Origin of the sequence: Streptomyces sp. NPDC058457, from assembly GCF_042720695.1 — a bacterium.
GTDB lineage: Bacteria > Actinomycetota > Actinomycetes > Streptomycetales > Streptomycetaceae > Streptomyces.
Genome location: NZ_JBHXLU010000056.1, coordinates 1 through 17,232, shown reverse-complemented (window position 1 = coordinate 17,232; position 17,232 = coordinate 1). Strand labels below are relative to the sequence as shown.

Annotated in this window: 16 protein-coding genes; 6 read left to right on the top strand and 10 right to left on the bottom strand. The window is 71.3% G+C overall.

Features of this window, described 5'->3' with window-relative positions; genetic code table 11:
- Window positions 1-97: 97 nt before the first annotated feature.
- The 7 genes from ACFWPS_RS34280 to ACFWPS_RS34250 all read right to left on the bottom strand — a co-directional run bounded on the left by ACFWPS_RS34280 (window position 98) and on the right by ACFWPS_RS34250 (window position 6,372).
- A complete protein-coding gene (locus ACFWPS_RS34280) occupies window positions 98-736 on the bottom strand; it encodes a TetR/AcrR family transcriptional regulator (RefSeq protein ID WP_383712371.1) in 639 nt (212 codons plus the stop codon).
- A gap of 43 nt (window positions 737-779) precedes the next feature.
- Window positions 780-1,634: a fumarylacetoacetate hydrolase family protein gene (locus ACFWPS_RS34275; protein ID WP_383712369.1), complete on the bottom strand. Its 855-nt coding sequence runs from the start codon at window positions 1,632-1,634 to the stop codon at window positions 780-782.
- Between the two features lie 10 nt (window positions 1,635-1,644).
- Window positions 1,645-2,580, bottom strand: a complete 936-nt coding sequence (locus ACFWPS_RS34270; RefSeq protein WP_383712366.1) for a 3,4-dihydroxyphenylacetate 2,3-dioxygenase — start codon at window positions 2,578-2,580, stop codon at window positions 1,645-1,647.
- A complete protein-coding gene (locus tag ACFWPS_RS34265) occupies window positions 2,573-4,033 on the bottom strand; it encodes an aldehyde dehydrogenase (RefSeq protein ID WP_383712365.1) in 1,461 nt (486 codons plus the stop codon). Before ACFWPS_RS34265 ends, ACFWPS_RS34270 begins: the two co-directional genes overlap by 8 nt.
- Window positions 4,034-4,158: 125 nt before the next feature.
- Window positions 4,159-4,971: an acetoacetate decarboxylase family protein gene (locus ACFWPS_RS34260; RefSeq protein WP_383712362.1), complete on the bottom strand. Its 813-nt coding sequence runs from the start codon at window positions 4,969-4,971 to the stop codon at window positions 4,159-4,161.
- 10 nt (window positions 4,972-4,981) lie between these two features.
- The gene (locus ACFWPS_RS34255; protein ID WP_383712360.1) at window positions 4,982-6,181 is read right to left on the bottom strand and encodes an NAD(P)/FAD-dependent oxidoreductase; all 1,200 of its coding nucleotides are present in this window, start codon (window positions 6,179-6,181) and stop codon (window positions 4,982-4,984) included.
- A 2-nt stretch (window positions 6,182-6,183) separates the two neighbouring features.
- The gene (locus ACFWPS_RS34250; RefSeq protein WP_383712358.1) at window positions 6,184-6,372 is read right to left on the bottom strand and encodes a ferredoxin; all 189 of its coding nucleotides are present in this window, start codon (window positions 6,370-6,372) and stop codon (window positions 6,184-6,186) included.
- A 354-nt stretch (window positions 6,373-6,726) separates the two neighbouring features.
- On the opposite strand from ACFWPS_RS34250, the gene ACFWPS_RS34245 reads away from it, so the two are divergent.
- Together ACFWPS_RS34245 and ACFWPS_RS34240 are read left to right on the top strand one after the other, a co-directional pair.
- Complete coding sequence (locus tag ACFWPS_RS34245) at window positions 6,727-8,103, top strand: glutamine synthetase family protein (protein ID WP_383712356.1); 1,377 nt, start codon at window positions 6,727-6,729, stop codon at window positions 8,101-8,103.
- A gap of 30 nt (window positions 8,104-8,133) precedes the next feature.
- A complete protein-coding gene (locus tag ACFWPS_RS34240) occupies window positions 8,134-9,408 on the top strand; it encodes a cytochrome P450 (RefSeq protein WP_383712353.1) in 1,275 nt (424 codons plus the stop codon).
- 31 nt (window positions 9,409-9,439) lie between these two features.
- Here the strand turns inward: ACFWPS_RS34240 and ACFWPS_RS34235 are convergent, their stop codons facing one another.
- A complete protein-coding gene (locus ACFWPS_RS34235) occupies window positions 9,440-9,994 on the bottom strand; it encodes a cysteine hydrolase family protein (protein WP_383712350.1) in 555 nt (184 codons plus the stop codon).
- A 182-nt stretch (window positions 9,995-10,176) separates the two neighbouring features.
- Between ACFWPS_RS34235 and ACFWPS_RS34230 the strand changes: the two genes are divergently transcribed.
- Window positions 10,177-10,791: a TetR/AcrR family transcriptional regulator gene (locus tag ACFWPS_RS34230; protein WP_383712347.1), complete on the top strand. Its 615-nt coding sequence runs from the start codon at window positions 10,177-10,179 to the stop codon at window positions 10,789-10,791.
- A gap of 56 nt (window positions 10,792-10,847) precedes the next feature.
- Here the strand turns inward: ACFWPS_RS34230 and ACFWPS_RS34225 are convergent, their stop codons facing one another.
- Window positions 10,848-11,486 carry an HD domain-containing protein gene (locus ACFWPS_RS34225; protein WP_383712345.1) on the bottom strand — a complete coding sequence of 213 codons (639 nt, stop codon included), beginning with the start codon at window positions 11,484-11,486 and terminating at the stop codon, window positions 10,848-10,850.
- 103 nt (window positions 11,487-11,589) lie between these two features.
- Between ACFWPS_RS34225 and ACFWPS_RS34220 the strand changes: the two genes are divergently transcribed.
- The gene (locus ACFWPS_RS34220; protein WP_383712344.1) at window positions 11,590-12,567 is read left to right on the top strand and encodes a GlxA family transcriptional regulator; all 978 of its coding nucleotides are present in this window, start codon (window positions 11,590-11,592) and stop codon (window positions 12,565-12,567) included.
- Between the two features lie 150 nt (window positions 12,568-12,717).
- Here ACFWPS_RS34220 and ACFWPS_RS34215 read toward each other — a convergent pair whose 3' ends face one another.
- Window positions 12,718-13,608, bottom strand: a complete 891-nt coding sequence (locus ACFWPS_RS34215) for an NADP-dependent oxidoreductase (RefSeq protein WP_383712341.1) — start codon at window positions 13,606-13,608, stop codon at window positions 12,718-12,720.
- A gap of 125 nt (window positions 13,609-13,733) precedes the next feature.
- Here ACFWPS_RS34215 and ACFWPS_RS34210 point away from each other — a divergent pair, with 125 nt between their 5' ends.
- Together ACFWPS_RS34210 and ACFWPS_RS34205 are read left to right on the top strand one after the other, a co-directional pair.
- Entirely contained in the window at window positions 13,734-14,153 is a 420-nt protein-coding gene (locus ACFWPS_RS34210) for a winged helix-turn-helix transcriptional regulator (protein ID WP_383712338.1), read from the top strand.
- Window positions 14,154-14,621: 468 nt separating this feature from the next.
- Entirely contained in the window at window positions 14,622-16,892 is a 2,271-nt protein-coding gene (locus ACFWPS_RS34205) for a M4 family metallopeptidase (protein ID WP_383712336.1), read from the top strand.
- Window positions 16,893-17,232: the final 340 nt, after the last annotated feature.

The window sequence follows — 17,232 nt, the reverse complement described above, 5'->3', positions numbered from 1 at the left end:
GGGTGGGAGGGGGAATTTACGCCAGGGAAACCGCTGGGCCCAGGGCATGGCAAACCCCCCGGCGCGACCGCGACGGGGGGTTCCGGGACGGGCACGCTCAGTCGCGGTTCTCCGGCGGCCGCTCACCCAGGGTGCGCAGGAGGGCACGCAGCTCGGCCAGGGCCGCCTCGGTGTCCGCGCGGTCGCCGATGCCGGTGAGCTGGTGCAGCACCAGGCCGTCGAGGGCGGCGAAGACCAGCCGGTTGAAGGCGGGGCTCGCGTCGCCGGGCAGTATGCGGTCCAGCTCGCGCTGGGAGGCGCCGAAGTACTCGTCGTAGAGCGCGCGGACCTGCGGGAGCAGCTCGGGCCGGCGGCGGGCCTCCAGGAGCAGCTCGTACTGGTATGCCTGGCCGTCCGCGTCGTCCTCGACCATGTCCGTCAGACCGGCCACGAAGTCCTCGGGCTTCCCGGTGCCGGGCTCCAGCAGGCTGCTGCTGAGGCTGAGGCGCACGGCGTAGGCGAGGGACTCCTCGATCAGCGCGTCCCGGGAGCCGAAGTGGTGGACGACCAGGCCATGGGTGACCCCGGCCTCCTCGGCCACGGCACGGTAGGTGAGGTGCCGCAGCCCCCGCGCGCCGACGACCCGGACCGCGGCCCTGAGCAGCGCCTCGCGCCCCTCGCCGTAGCCGAGCCGCCTGCGCGACCGGGCATCGGGCTCGTCGTCCGGCAGGTGGGAGGTCTCGGCGGGTTCGGTCATGGTCGCGACCCTACCCGCCGGGTCCCGGCGCCTGCCGTGGTGTCTACCTGCGGGGCGCGCGGATGCCACGGAACTCCCAGTCGCCGCCGAGCGCGGTGGACAGCACTTCCTCGGACTCGGTGGGCTGTGCGCCGACGTCGGTGCGGACGGGGGTGGGCCCGGTGACGATGTGGTTGGTGAGGCGCCCGAGGCCCTCCACCTCGACCTCGACGACGTCGCCGGGCTGGACGGGCCGCGAGTTCGCCGGGGTGCCGGACAGCAGCACATCGCCCGGGTACAGGGTGATCGTGCGGGCGATGTCGGCGACGAGATAGTGCATGTCCCACTTCATCTCGTCGGTCGAGCCGTCTTGCACCACCTCGCCGTTGACGTACGTGCGCAGCCGCTTGCCGTGGAAGTCCCAGTCGGTGACCAGACCGGGGCCCAGCGGGCAGAGCGTGTCCGAGCCCTTCACCCGCAGCATGGAGCCGGCGTCGGTGTCCCGGAAGTCGTGCAGACCGTAGTCGTTGGCGACCGTGTACCCGGCGATGTACTCCCCCGCCTCGGCCGGGGAGACGTTCCGCGCGGTCTTCCCGATGACGATGGCGACCTCGCCCTCGTAGTTGAGCCACTTGCAGCCCTCGGGCCGGACGACGGCGCCCCGGTGGGAGTTGAGGGCGGAGGTCGGCTTGTGGAAGTAGGTCGGGGTGTCGGGCAGCCCGATCCGGAACTCCTCCACGCGGCTGCGGTGGTTGAGGTGGACGGCGATCACCTTGGACGGCACGACCGGCGGCAGGTGCTGCGCCTCCTCGGTCCTGACGCGGCGCCCGTCCCCGGCGACGAGCTCGCCCCCGTCGACGGTGACCTGGACGGCGGCGCCGTCGAGGAGGATACGGCGATACTCGGAAAAGACAGCCATGGCGGCCTTCCTAGGGACGACGGTGCGGGTGGTGGGGCGCGGCGCTCGCGGGCGTGTCGGTGCCGGTCCAGCCGTCGGCGGGCCGGTCGAACCAGAGGTGGACCTGGCCGGTGCCGATGGAGTTCTCGTACTCGCCGTACTGCCGGGCCGGGGCGGCACAGGACTGCTCCCCGAGGGCGCCGGCCAGCATCAGGTAGTGGGAGAACCTCGCCTCGGGCTTGAACTTCCAGAACTCGTCCATGGTGTCGAGAACCTTGTCGTGCCGGCCCTCCTTGAACCACTCGATGCGGTCGTGGTCCGCCTCACCCGCCTCGGGCGTACGGATGTGCACCGGGTCGCTGGCCTCGTGGTCACGCAGCTCGCGCAGCGGCCAGAAGGTGTGCGAGAGGGCGCCGGAGGCGATGAGCAGGACCCGCCGCCCCGGCAGGGCGGCGATACCGTCGGCGAGCGCCCGCCCGAGCCGCAGATGGTCCTCCATGTCCCCGGTCTGGCACACCCCGATGGTCACCCACCGCTTGTCCGGCAGGCCCTCCCCCAGGAACTTCCAGAGGTTGACGGTGGCGTAGTAGATCGGCAGGTACTCGTCGTCGATCGGGGTGATCCAGGTGCCGTGCCGGTCGGCGAACGAGGCGATGCTGTGGGCGAGTTCCGGGTCGCCGGGAAAGTCGTACGGCATCCGGCACATCCCGCGCGGCAGTTCCTCGGAGGTGAACAGTCCCGCCCTGCGCTGCTGTGCCGTGACGACGAACTCGACGGTCGTCGCCCAGTGGGAGTCGAGGACGACGACGGTGTCGTAGTCGTCCCGTTCGAATACGTCCTTGCGGAGCTGCTGCAGGCCGGTGACAAGGGTGATCTCCTTGCCCTCGTTGAGCTCCAGCCGGTCGGCCTCCGGCAGCACGATGGTGGGGACGTGGGCGAGGAGCCCCGCCCCGACGATCTCACCCATGGTCCTTCCATCCCTTCGGTGCGGTGACGGTGTTCTTCAGGTCGCAGTAGAAGTCGAAGCTCCAGGTGCCGCCCTCGCGCCCGACGCCGGAGAGGCGGGAGCCGCCGAAGGGGGCCTGGAGGTCGCGGACGAAGAAGCAGTTGACCCAGACGGTGCCGGCGACCAGCCCTGCGGTGACCCGCTCGGCGCGCTCGGGGTCGCCGGTGGCGAGGGTGGCGGCGAGCCCGAACCGGGTGTCGTTGGCGAGCCGGACGGCCTCGTCCTCGTCGGCGAAGGTCTGGAGGGTGAGGACGGGCCCGAAGACCTCTTCCTGGACGACCTCACTGTCCTGCGCGACGTCGGTGAGCAGGGTGGGCGCATAGAACTGCCCGTCCCGGCGGTGCCCGCCGATCACGGCCCGCGCGCCTTCGGCGATCGCCCGCTGCACGAATCCGTCGATCTTCTCCAGCTGACGGGGGTGGATGTTGGGCCCGATGTCGGTGACCTCGTCGCGCGGGTCGCCCTGCCGCAGCGCGTCGGCCTTCGCCACGAACCGCCGGGTGAACTCCTCGGCGACCGACTCCTCGACCAGCAGCCGAGTGCCCGCCAGACAGACCTGTCCGGCGTTGTCGTACTGCTCCACCGCCAGGTCGACGGCGAGCTCCAGGTCCGCGTCGGCGAACACCAACAGGGGTGATTTACCGCCGAGTTCGAGGCTCAGGGGCGTCAGGTTGGCGGCGGCCGAGGCGGCGATGCGCTTCGCCGTGGGCACGGACCCGGTGAAACTGATCCGGCGCACGTCCGGATGGGACGTGAGCGCGTCGCCGATCTCGGCGCCGTACCCCTGCACGACGTTGAGCACACCGGCCGGCAGCCCGGCCTCGGCGGCGATGTCGGCGAGGAGGGAGGCGGTGAGCGGGGACCACTCGGCGGGCTTGAGGATCACGGTGTTGCCGGCCGCGAGGGCCGGGGCGACCTTCCAGGTGGCCAGCATGAGCGGGGCGTTCCACGGGGTGATCAGCACGCAGGGCCCGGCGGGGTCCCAGCTGACGTGGTTGGTGTGTCCGCGGGTCTCGAAGTCCTCGTGCTCCAGCTGCAGCAACCAGTCCGCGAAGAAACGGAAGTTGTGGGCGACGCGTGGCATGACGCCACGGCGGTGGGAGCGCAGGAGGGCGCCGTTGTCGGTGGTCTCGACGATCGCGAGCTCTTCGACGCGCTTCTCGACACCGTCGGCGACGGCGTGCAGGATCCGGGCGCGCTCGGCGCGGGGGGTGGCGGCCCAGGCGGGGAAGGCGTCACGAGCAGCGGCAACAGCGGCCTCGGCCTCGGGTGGCCCACCGCGGGAGATCTCACCGATCGGCTGCCCGTCGATGGGCGAGTGATCGGTGAACGTCTCTGCAGAGGCGACGCGCCGGCCGCCGATCCAGTGCCGGGTGTCGACGGACACACCGGCGACGTTGATGTTGTGGGACATGAGCAGGGGTCCAATCTCGGCTAAGGGGGTTACCACTTACCTAGGGGCGCGGGGCTGTGTTGAATTTGCGGCTACCGCCGCGTGGGCGCGACCGGCCACGAACCACCCGCACCCGACCACGCACCTCACTCGGCCGCCACTCCCGACGTGCCGGACTCAAGAAGCCGCCCCCCGTCCCAAACCACCCCGACCTGCCGGTAGTACGCAGCGATCGGCTCCCGAATCTCCAGCCGAGCCAGCTCTTCAGTAGGCGCCTCGAGGAGTTCCAACTCGGCCTCTCCGACCCACGGTTGACCGCCCTCGAAATCCGCGGCCCCGGATTCGATCAGCTCGTCCAGAGCCAGTCCCTTGCCCTTCTCGATCGCCGGCAGCCACCGGTGATGAGCCATCGGATGCCCGTTGACGAACCCGTTCGTCACGGACGGCTCCCGCAGCGTCACCACCACTTGTGCCAGCCGCCGGTCGGCCGCCGCCAGCGTCGCCCCGAACCGCGCCCCGGCCTCGATCCGGGGAGCCGGCCCGTAAGGGTGCGGCCGTGTCTGGTGAATCGACCCGAGCTTCTTGGGATACCCCTGGTGCAGCCCACGGGCGATGGCGAAGTCCTTGTCGACCCAGATGTAGACGCACCGCGAGTACGTCTGCCCCCGGTACTTGCAGCGCACGACCGCGAAGGCCTCCTTGTACTGCGCGCGCACCGGATCGAGCAGTTCGTCCCCGGATGCCGAGCAGGACTGCCAGTCGGCCCAGATCAGGGCGACCGCGCCGGGATCCTCGTCGGCCAACTCCAGCGGCTCGGGGAGCAGTTCACGCACCCGCGCGGGATCCGTCCGGTACTCGACGGTGAGCAGGTCACCGGAGTACCGCCACGGCGGCGCCGGGATCAGCGACGACGCTCCGCTCGCCGTCCTGGGGTGGAAAAAGCCACGCACACCGGTCACTTGAGGCTCCTTAAACAGTCATGGTCAGGGCGGGCTGCGTGAGCAGCTCGGCGCGGTAACGGGCGGCGGACGCGGCCACGGCCTGGCCGCCGAGCGCGACGACGCCGACGAGCCGGCCGTCGTGGTGGTAGCCGACGAGCACGTCCCCCTCCGGGTCGCCGTCGAGGACGCGGACGTCCTCCTTGCCGAGCACCGGCGCCCCGAAGGACTGGAGCCGGAAGTCGTGCTGGTCGCTCCAGAAGGAGGGCAGCGGCGCGAAGGGCACCGGCGCGCCGTCGGCGACCAGCGTCTTCGCCGCGTGCTTGGCGGTGTCGGTCGGGATGCACCAGTGCTCGACCCGGCGCGGCACACCGTCGTAGCGGGCGTTGGGGAACCGGGCCACGTCTCCGACCGCGACCACGTCCGGCCGGCCGCCGGCCCGCAGGCAGGGGTCGGTGAGCACACCGTCGGTCAGGTCGAGCCCGTTGCCGTCGAGCCACTCGGTGTTGGCGACCGAGCCGACCGACTCGACCACCACGTCCGCGGGCAGTACCGAGCCGTCGCCCAGGACCACGCCGGTGACACGGTCTTCTCCGGTGAACCCGGCGACCCCGGCGCCCAGCACGAAGCGCACCCCGCGTTCCTCGTGCCGTTTGAGCAGCGCGCGGCCCAGCAGTTCACCGAGCGGCCCGACCATCGGCAGCGGCAGCGGGTCTACGACGGTCACCTCGGCGACGCCGAGACCCACCGCGGTCGCGGCGACCTCGCAGCCGATGAACCCGGCGCCGACCACGACGACCCGGGCGCCGGGCCGGGTCAAGGCCTCGCGCAGCCCCTGGGCGTCGTCGAGCGTGCGGACCGTGTGGCGACCGGCCCGGGGTCCCGGGCAGTTCAGGCGCCGGGGGCGCATCCCGGTGGCGACGACCAGTCCGTCGTACGCCAGCTCGGTGCCGTCGTCGAGCCGAACCGTCCGCTCGTCCAGTTCCGCGGCGACCACCGTCCTGCCCAGCCGCCATTCGACGTCGGACACGCTGGCGCGCGGCCGGAAGGCGAGGGACTCGAAGGGGGCCCTGCCGGCCAGGACCTCCTTGGACAGGGGCGGCCGGTTGTACGGCATGTGCGGTTCGTCGCCGACGAGGGTGATCGCGCCGCTCCAGCCCGTCGCGCGCAGCTGCTCGGCGGCGCGCAGGCCGGCCATGGAGGCGCCGGCCACGACGATGCGCGCGTTCACGGTCAGGCCTCGATCCGGATGGCCTGGAGCGGGCAGACGTCGGCCGCTTCCTCGACGTCGTCGCGCAGCGCGTCGTCGGCGTCGGAGACGTGGACGAGGTGGCCTGCGTCGTCCAGGGAGAAGACGTCGGGGGCCGCGAAGACGCACTGGCCGTGGTCCTGGCACTTGTTCATGTCGACGACGACCTTCATGGCCGGTCCTCCTGAGGGAGCGGGAGCGAAGGGAGAGGGGAAGGAAGTGGGCCCGGCCGGTCGTGCCGACCGGGCCCTGCCAACGGGTTGCGGCGGACCGCGTCCCGGACTCGTTTGGCTTCAAACAAGGTAGGCAGCCGCCACCCCCTGGTCAATACCTATCCGTATGGATAAATTCTTTGCGTCGCCCTCTTGCGGCAAGGTGCACCCCTGCCTACCGTTTGGCTTCAAACAACAGGCCGGAGAGCTGTCCGCGTCATCGCGCCCCGGCCGTCACCTCCCCCACCACCCGCCTCCCGGCTCCCCGGATCCCGCAGGTGGTGTCCCGACGTCCGTCCGCCCGAGGAGACAACGGTGAGCGATCAAGACCATGCAGAAGTCCGCCGGCACCTGGACCGGCTCGCCGCCGACGGCATCGATGTCGTCCGGGTGACGTATCCCGACCTCATCGGCACGGACCGGGCGCGTGACGTGCTCGTGGAGGAACTGCCGCGGGCCCTGGAGCACGGGCTGGCCTTCTGCCGGGCCGTCTACCACACCAGCCCGCAGGGCGACGTGGTCCCGGTCAGCGGCGGTCTGGACGCCGGGCTGCCGGACGTCTGTGTCCGGCCGGACCTCGCCACCCTGGTCGCGCTGCCCTGGGAGCCGGGCGTGGCGGCCTGCCTGGCCGATGTCACCGATCCGGCCACCGGGGCGCCCGCCTCCGAGTCACCGCGCGATCTGCTGCGGTCGGTCCTGGAGCGGTGCCGTGAGCACGGACTGAGTCCGGTCGTCGGGCCCGAGCTGGAGTACTTCCTGTGCGAACCGGACCAGGCCGGCGGCTGGCGGCGCTACGGCAGCACTCCCGGCGTCGTCTACACCGCCGGCCTGCGCGCCGACCCCGACAACCATCTGCTGCGCACCCTGCGGCAGGTGCGCGACCTGCGCATCGGGGTACTGAGCGGCAACCACGAGTTCGACGGCGGCCAGTTCGAGATCAATCTGCTGCACTCGGAGGCCCTGTCCGCGGCCGACCGGGCGTTCCGTTTCAAGGCCGCGGTGAAGGAGCTGGCCCGGCGCGAGGGGCGGCTCGCCACCTTCATGGCGAAGCCCTTCAACGACGCGGGCGGGTCCGGCTTCCACCTGCATCTCTCCTGCGCCGAGGGCATCGACGGCACTGACGGCACCGACACCCGTGGCCGCAACGTCTTCGACGACCCGTCCGGCGCGTACGGCCTGTCGGCCACCGCCCGGCACGCGATCGCCGGCATCCTCGCACACGCGCCCGCCCTGGCCGCGCTGCTGAACCCGACCGTCAACTCGTACAAGCGCTTCGGACCCGACACCCTCGCCCCCTGGCTGATCGACTGGGGCCTGGACAACCGCAGCGCGATGGTCCGCGTGCCACCCGAGCGCGGCGCCGGCGCCCGGCTCGAACTGCGCCTCGGGGACGCGAGCGCCAACCCGTATCTGGCGATCGCGGCGACCACGGCGGCCGCACTCCTCGGCGTCCTGGCCGGCGAGGAGCCGCCCGCGCCGCTGGAGGGCTACGGCTACGACGCCACGAAGGCGGCCGTGCTCCCGATGGACCTGTCCGCCGCGCTGGACGCGCTGGAGGCGGACACCGCCCTGGCCGAGCTGCTCGGCAAGGACTTCACCACGTCGTACCTCACCTACAAGCGCAACGAGGTCGAACGCTTCCAACGGCACGTCACCGACTGGGAGTTCACCGAGTATGCCTACCACCTGTGACCACCAGCGAGCACTTGTGAAGGACCAACGATGACCACAGCCACCGGCGTCGAGACCATGCGCCTCGCCGATGTCGACCTCGCGAACCTCGACAACTTCACCGACGGGGTCACACCCTGGCGGATGCTCCACACCCTGCGCCACCAGGACCCGGTGCACTGGCAGCCGGAGGAAGCTCCCAACTCCGGTTTCTGGGCGGTGACCCGGCACGCCGACATCGCGCGGGTCGACCGGGACGCCGAGACGTTCACCTCCACCCGGTTCGTGAACCTGGAGGAGCTCGACGGGGACCAGATCCGCAAACGCGCCTCGATCCTGGAGCTGGACGGCGTCCGCCATCGCGCCCTGCGCAGCGTGATCCAGCGGCAGTTCGGGGCGGGGGTCATCAACAGCTACACGGACTTCCTGCGCGGGCTGACGGCGAAGACACTGGACGCGGCGCTCGCCAAGGGGACCTTCGACTTCGTGAAGGAGGTCTCCGCGGACTTCCCCATCAACGTCCTGGCCCGCCTCCTGGACGTCCCGCCGGAGGACAACCAGCAGCTCATCGACTGGGGCAACCGCATCATCGGCAACACCGACCCCGACTACGCGGACGTCCTGCTGCACAGCGCGGAGAGCGAGAAGTACCGCGACCTGCCGTTCCGCTCCCCCGCCTCGCTCGAGGTCTTCGAGTACGGGCGGGAGCTGGCCAGGCAGCGGCGGGGCGGCGAGGGGACGGACCTGGTCTCCAGACTGGTGAACACCACCCCGCGCGACGGGGTCCCGCTCTCCGCGCAGGACTTCGACAACTACTTCCTGCTCCTGGTGGTGGCCGGCAACGAGACCACCCGGCACACCATCACCCACTCCATGCTGGCCCTTCTCCAGCACCCCGAGCAGCTGGCCCGTCTCAGGGACGACCCGTCACTCATCCCGACGGCGGTGGAGGAGTTCCTGCGCTGGGCGTCCCCGGTCTACCACTTCCGCCGCACCGCGACCCGTGACGTCGAGCTCGGCGACAAGCGGATCAAGGAGGGTGACAAGGTCGTCATGTGGTACGCCTCGGGCAACCGTGACGAGGAGGTCTTCGGCAACCCGTACGACTTCGACGTGGCCCGGCAGAACAACGACCACGTCACCTTCGGCAAGGGCAGCCCGCACCTGTGCCTGGGCAACCTGCTCGCGCGCACCGAGATCCGGATCATGTTCGAGGAGCTGATCCCGCGGCTCGCGGACATCCGCCTGGCCGGCGAGGTGCCGCGGGTGCGCTCGAACTTCGTGAACGGCATCAAGAAGCTGCCGGTGGAGGTGACGCTCGCCTGACAGCCCGGGCCGGGATGCGGTCCGAGCGCGGTCAGAGTGCTGCCGCCCACGCGTCGACGGTCGTGACCTCGGCCTGCTTGGGGAACACCTTCTCAGTGAGCACCCGGTGCACCTCCGGGTCGGAGTCGAGGCAGCCGTCGGACAGCACGGTGAGCTCGAAGTCGAGGTCGGCGGCCTGGCGCAGGGTGGACAGCACGACACCGCTGGTGGCGATGCCGGTGAGGACGAGGTGATCGATCCCGCCGGCCCGCAGCACCATGTCCAGGTCGCTGCCCGCGAAGGCGCTGACGCGCCGCTTGGTGACGACCGGCTCGCCGGGCGCGGGAGCCACGTCGGGGTGGACCTGCGTGGCCCGGTCGTCCCCGGCCGGACGCGCCGCGGCGCCCACCAGGCCGCGGAACATCTTGTTGCGGGCGCTGACCTCCGGGTAGCCCGGGCGGAAGCCGACGACCACGTAGATCACCGGGACGCCGCCGTCCCGGGCGGCGTCGATCGCCTTGCTCAGCCGGGGCAGGTACTCGGCGTCGGGAAAACGGTCGACGACGACCTGCTGGACATCCATGACGAGAAGGGCTTGCTGAGGCACCGTCTCTGTTCCTTCCACGCGGCCCCGTCGGTCATCAGGCGATCACTCATCAGACGATTAGTCATCAAGTGATTACTTGGCAACGTAGCCCGCACTGCGGGACCATGTCAACGCATGATTACTTGGTGGCGGGACCCCGTTCCGCCGAAGGGTCCGTGGTGGCGTTGACGAGAGGAGCCGCTGTGTCGTCGGACGACGTGACCGGTCAGGCCGCCGACGGGCCCCGGCGCCGGGACGCCGCGGCGACCCGCCATGCCCTGCTCCTGGCCGCCCGCGCCCGGTTCACCCGGCTGGGCTACGACCGTACGACGCTGCGGGACGTCGCCGCGGACGCCGGGGTCAACCTGGCGCTCATCAAGCGGTACTTCGGCTCCAAGGAGGGCCTGTTCAAGGCGGCGCTGGCGTCGACGCCCCGGTTCCTGGGCGGCGAAGGGGAGTTCCCGCGCGACCGTGCCGCGCTCGCCGGGGCGCTCAGCCGGCAGCTGGCGGCCGGGGCGTGGGCGGAGTTCGGCGAGCATCCGGTGCTGATGCTGCTGCGCGACTCCGGCGACGACCAGGTGGCGGAGCTGCGCCGGCGGGCCCTGGAGGAGTTCGGCCGGCAGGTGCTCGAAGCGTCGGGCGGCTCATCGGCACCCGACGCCGAGCTGCGGGCGGAGCTCCTGGTCGCCCTCGGCGTCGGGGTCGCCGTCGTACGCTCGGCCGTGGGCCTGCGGCCCTTGGCCGACGCGACGCCCGAGGACCTTCTGGGTCCCCTCCACGACATCGTGGAGGGGCTCCTCAAGCCGCCGCCGGGCTGATCCCCCCTTCCCCCCGGGTGATCCCTCCTCCCGGGCGGGTCACTCGGGCCGGCGGGTCACTCGGGCCAGGCGGAGGTCCTGATGACCTCGACGAAATCGCCGCGCCGGAAACCGGGGACGTAGTGGGCGAGCACATCGGCCTTCACGTTGCCGAAGGTGGTGTCGGGGCGGTCCTGGATGCCCTCGGTGAAGGCGGCGAGGATCTGGTTCTTGAAGTCGGGGCGCGGGTGCGCCGCGACGACCGCCGCGCGCTGCTCGTCGGTGACGTCGTGGTAGCCGATGCCCAGCACGTCCAGCTCGACCCCGCGGGTGACCAGGGCGATCTCGGGTGCCATGTGCAGCGGGATCTCCGGGGTGGTGTGCAGGGCGATGCCCGTCCAGACCCGGTCGGCGGGCTCGCCGGTGACGCCGTGGGCGTGCAGGAAGGCGCGGGCCTCGTCGGCGCCGTCGATCTCGAAGCGCTGGTCGGTACGGCGCAGGCTCTTGGTGAGCCCCAGGTCGTGGAACATCGCGCCGACGTACAGCAGCTCGGGGTCGAAGGCCAGCCCCAGGTCCCGGCCGCGCAGCGAGCCCCACAGGAAGACCCGCCGGGAGTGGTCGAACACCAGCGGCGTGGCGACGTCCCGGACCATCTCGGTGGCCTCCCGCACCAGGGCGGTGTCCGGGATCCGCACGCCTGCGATCTCTTCGCTCATCGTTCCTCAGCCTCCATGCCGGATAGGTGATGTGCCTCCAGGGTTCTCCGGGGGACGTAGGCTGGGCCATGTCTCTACTGCCAGGAAAACCACGGATTCGGACATGGCGCATCGAGTGGGCTTTGTGGTCTTCGACGGGGTGACCATGCTCGACGTGAGCGGGCCGTCGGAGGTGCTGCACCAGGCGGGCCGGCTCGCCGACCCCTACGAGCTGGTGCTGGTCTCCCCTGCGGGCGGCACGGTCACCACCTCCGCCGGGCTTGCGCTGACCGGCACGGTCCGGGCGGCCGACGCCGGCCCGGTCGACACGGTCCTGGTGGCCGGCGGTGACCGGCTGGCCGAGCGGCCGATCGAGGACGGGCTGCTGGCCACGGCCCGCGACCTCACCGGGCGGGCGCGGCGGGTCGCCTCGGTGTGCACGGGGGCGTTCGTACTGGGCGAGCTGGGCCTGCTCGACGACCGGCGCGCGACGACCCACTGGCGGCACGCGGCCACGTTCGCACGCCGCTACCCCCGGGTCCGGGTCGAGCCGGACGCCATCCACATCCGCGACGGGCGGTACGTGACCTCGGCGGGCATCAGCGCGGGCATCGACCTCACCCTCGCCCTGGTGGAGGACGACCACGGCGCGGACGTGGCGCGGGACATCGCGCGTGAACTGGTGGTGTTCCTGCAACGCCCGGGCGGCCAGTCGCAGTTCTCCACGGCCATCACCACACCACCGGCCCGCAGCGACCTGCTCCGCACCCTGATCGCGTCCGTACTCGCCGATCCGACCGCCGACCACAGCCTGCCCGCCATGGCCGCGTCCGCCGCCGTCAGTGCCCGGCATCTGACGCGGCTGTTCACCGCCGAGCTGGGCACCACACCGGCACGCTGGGTCGAGCGGGTCCGCCTGGACCGCGCCCAGCAGCTGCTGCTGGCGGGCCACAGCGTCACCTCGGCCGCCCAGCACAGCGGCCTGGGCACCGACGAGACCCTCCGCCGGGCCTTCGCCCGCCACCTGGGCACCACCCCGACCCACTACCGCAGACGCTTCACCACCACCGGCCGCCCGGACCAGCCGGACCGGCCCGGCTGAGCGCTCCGCTGGAAGTGCCGCGAGATGCCATCAGTCCACTGCGGCACCGTCGTGGCTGGTCGCGCAGTTACTCCCCCAGCCTTCGGCCGGGGGTACCCCCAGCGCCCCTTCGGGGCGCTGCCCGACGGCAGCGGACTTCGCCGGCCCCGCTCAGGGAACCAGCACCAGCCGCCCGCGTACCCCTCCCTCCGCGAGGCGGGCGTGTGCCTTGGCGGCCTCTTCCAGGGGGAACGTCTCGGCCACCCGCAGCGTCAGCGCACCCTCGTCCACGAGTCCGGCCAGTTCCGCGAGGCGTGCCCCGTCGGCGGTCACGGCGACGGCGGTCGTCCGTACCCCGCGCACCGGCGCCGGCTCGCCTCCGGGCCGGACGCCGACATAGCCGCCTCCGTCGCGCACCCACTCCAGGGCCGTCTCACCCAGAACCGCCGCGTCCAGGACCGCGTCGAAGCTCCCTGCCTCGACTCCGCCCGCCGTGAAGTGCGCGGCCCCCAGCGACCGGACGAGCTCCTCGTCGGCCTCGCGGGCCAGCGCGGTCACGGATATCCCCCGGTGCGCGGCCAGTTGGACGGCGAAGCCGCCGACAGCGCCCGCCGCGCCGGTGACCAGGAGGGACTGTCCCCCGGCCGACTCCAGCAGGTCCAGGGCCTGTACGGCGGTCAGCCCGTTCAGCGGCAGCGTCGCCGCGTGCACCGCGTCGACCGTGGCCGGTGCCGTGGCCACCGCGTCCGCCGCCACCACGACGTACTCGGCGTGCGTACCGAGCGGTCGCACCATGCCGGGGTCCAGCGCCACCACCTGGTCGCCGACGCCCCAGGCGGTGGCGACGCCGGTCGCGTCCACGGTCCCGGCGACGTCCCAGCCGAGCCCGATCCGCTTGCCCGCGCCGCCGAAGAACCCGGCCCGCACCCCTTCGTCCACGGGGTTCAGCGCGGCCGCCGCGACCTTGATCCGCACCTGACGGGGACCCGGCTCGGGCCGCTCGGTCTCCACCACCTCCACGACCTCGGGCCCGCCGAACCTGTTCACCACTGCTGCACGCATGACGGCCTGCTCCCTGTGTGACGCTCTCGCTTCGGTCTCTCCTCAGCTGTCTGCAACCCTAGGAAGAGCTACTATCCTTTAGTAAGTAGTTACCTGAAGGTGCCTAGGTCCCCCAGAGGTGAGCGATGCCGACGACGACGGCGGCCCAGCGGCGCGAGCAGGCGCGCGTGGAGTACGACGCGTTCATCCGGTCCTGCCCCACCAACCAGCTCCTCGACCGGATCAGCGACAAGTGGGTCAGCCTCGTCGTCTGCGCACTGTCCCCCGGCCCGATGCGCTACAGCGAGCTCGCCCGCAAGATCGCCGGCGTCAGCCCCAAGATGCTCACCCAGACCCTGCGCTCACTGGAACGCGACGGCCTCCTCGCCCGCACGGTCACCCCGTCCGTCCCCGTCCGCGTGGACTACGAACTCACCCCGCTCGGCGACAGCCTCTCCCTGCTCCTGGCGGGCGTGAAGGACTGGGCGGAGACCCACATCGAGGCGGTCCACGAGGCGCGCGAGCGCTATGACACGGAGGCCGAGGGGCAGGCCGGGAGTTCTTGAGCCGACCCGGGCAGTGGCGCCGTTCACGCCGCTTCCGGCGCATCTCCGGACTCAAGACCAATGCCCGGTCGTTGATCACTGGTTGACCCTCCGGTCCTCCTGAGGCCCAGGACCCGCCCACCCAAGTCGCCCTGTGCGATGACTGGAGCCGCGCCGGAACAGCGGCCGAAAAACACTGTTCAGGCGCTCGAACCCGCCGCTCGCAACCGCCAGTTCAAGCCGTTGTTCTGATGCGGTCATGACATTCGTGGTTCCCGGGTGTCAATCTGCTCTCCGCAAGTTCACCGTCTCCTCACAGGTTGTCCCACACAACTCCCGTGTCCGACCCCTGTCTTCACCCCGCACGGCAGCGAGGACCTGACCCCCCTCGCACCGCGCCACCCACCCGCGCGCCGCCGGACGGCCTCACCAGGCCGACCCGCTCTCCCGGGCCCCACCGGGCCCGATCACCCCACAGAAGGAGAACGCATGTTCCGGCAGGACCGTCATCAGCATCGCACCAGACACAGCGTCGCCCTGGCGCTGACCGCGGCAAGTGCCATGCTCGTGGCCGGAATCCAGCACGGCACCGCCATGGCCGCATCCGGCGGTCACGCCCCCGCCAAGATCCTGGCCACCCCCGACGCCGGCGCGGCCTCCGCCCCGCTCTCGCCGTCGAGGCGCACGGCGCTGCTCAAGAGCGCCGCGACGGACGCTCGCGACACCGCGAGGACCCTCGGCCTCGGCGCCGGCGAGAAGCTGGTCGTCAAGGACGTGACCCAGGACGCAGACGGTACGACGCACACCCGCTACGAACGCACCTACGCGGGTCTTCCCGTCCTCGGCGGCGACCTGATCGTCCACGACAGCGGCGGCCGCCTCACGGTGTCGCGAGCCACGAAGGCGGCCCTCGCGGTCCCGTCCACCAAGGCGAAGATCTCCTCGGCGACGGCGAAGGCCCATGCGCTCACCACCGCCGCGAAGGCCGGCGCCGAGCGGCCCGCGATCGACGGCGCCCCGCGTCTGGTCGTCTGGGCCGCCTCCGGCAAGCCCGCCCTGGCCTGGGAGTCCGTGGTCGGCGGCTTCCAGGACGACGGCACCCCCAACGAGCTCCACGTGATCACCGACGCGGACTCCGGAAAACAGATCTTCAAGTACCAGGGCATCGAAACCGGCACCGGCACCGGCCAGTTCAACGGGACCGTGCCCCTCAGCACCACGCTCTCCGGTTCGACGTACCAGCTCGTCGACGGCGACCGCGCCGGACACCGCACCTACGACCTGAACCAGGGCACCTCCGGCACCGGCACGCTCTTCACCGACGACAACGATGTCTGGGGCGACGGCACCCCGGCCAACCGGCAGACCGCGGGCGTGGACGTCGCCTTCGGCGCGGCGGCGACCTGGGACTTCTACAAGAACGTCTTCGGCCGCAACGGCATACGCAACGACGGCGTGGCCGCCTACAGCCGCGCCCACTACGGCAACAACTACGTCAACGCCTTCTGGTCGGACAGCTGCTTCTGCATGACGTACGGCGACGGTTCGGGCAACACCCACCCGCTCACCGCGCTCGACGTGGCCGCCCACGAGATGAGCCACGGTGTCACCGCGGCCACCGCGGGCCTCACGTACTCCGGCGAGTCGGGCGGCCTGAACGAGGCGACCTCCGACATCTTCGCAGCCGCCGTCGAGTTCTACGAGAACCTGCCGGCCGACGTCCCGGACTACCTGGTCGGCGAGAAGATCGACATCAACGGGAACGGCACCCCGCTGCGCTACATGGACAAGCCCTCCAAGGACGGTGCGTCCAGCGACTACTGGAGCTCCTCACTGGGCGGACTCGACGTCCACTACTCCTCGGGCCCGGCCAACCACCTCTTCTACCTGCTCTCCGAGGGCAGCGGAGCGAAGACCGTCAACGGGGTCGCCTACGACAGCCCCACCTACGACGGCCGGCCGGTGGCAGGCATCGGCATCGACAACGCCCAGCGCGTCTGGTACCGGGCACTCACCACCTACATGACGTCGAGCACGAACTACGCGGGCGCGCGTACGGCCACGCTCCAGGCTGCGGCCGACCTCTTCGGCGCCTACAGCCCCTCCTACCTCGCCGTCGCCGACGCATGGGCGGCGATCAACGTGGGCAACCGGATCGCGCTAGGCGTCAACGTGGCACCCATCACGGACCAGATCAGCGGCATCGGGCAGGCGGTGTCCCTCCAGACGAGCGCGTACACCACCAACTCCGGCGCGGGCCTGACGTACACCGCGACAGGTCTGCCGGACGGACTGACGATCAGTGACACGGGCCTGATCTCCGGCACCCCGACCACCCTCGGCACCAGCGCCGTCACCGTCACGGTCACCGACGACACCGGCGCGAGCAGCACCGTGAGCTTCGCGTGGGAGGTGGCCTACGTCTACGCCAGCACCACCCGCGTCGACATCCCCGACAACAGCTCCGCGGTGGAGTCGCCGATCACCGTCACCGACCGCACCGGTAACGCCTCGACGACCACCCAGGTCTACGTGAAGATCATCCACACCTACCGGGGCGACCTGACGGTCGACCTGGTCGGTCCCGACGGAACGGTCTACTCGCTCCTGAACCGCAGTGGCGGCTCCGCCGACAACGTCGACCAGACGTTCACCGTCGACGCCTCCGCACAGCCCCTGACCGGCACCTGGAAACTCCGCGTCCAGGACCACGCCGCGATCGACGTCGGCTACATCGACCAGTGGCGGCTCATCCCCTGACGCTGTCCCGCCCAGCTCCGGAGCCGTTGTGCCGGGTCGCCCACGTGGCCCGGGACAGCGGCTCCGCCCGGGTGCCGACAGCACCCGTTCGGCGTAACGTGTTCGTGGGAAATGAACCGGTCGCGGGCCATGCGGTCCGATGTTGTCCGTCGGCCCGGTGGTCTCCGTGGCGTGCACCCGTATGAGTCAGGAGCGCATCGTGGGGACACCTGTTCGTCGGCGCGCGCGCGGCGGCTCCGCTGCCCGGCGCACCACTGTTGGACTCGTCACCACCGTGCTCGCCGCCGGTGTGTGCACCGTACCGGCCGCGGCCGAAACCGTGTCGGCGCAGCCGGCCACC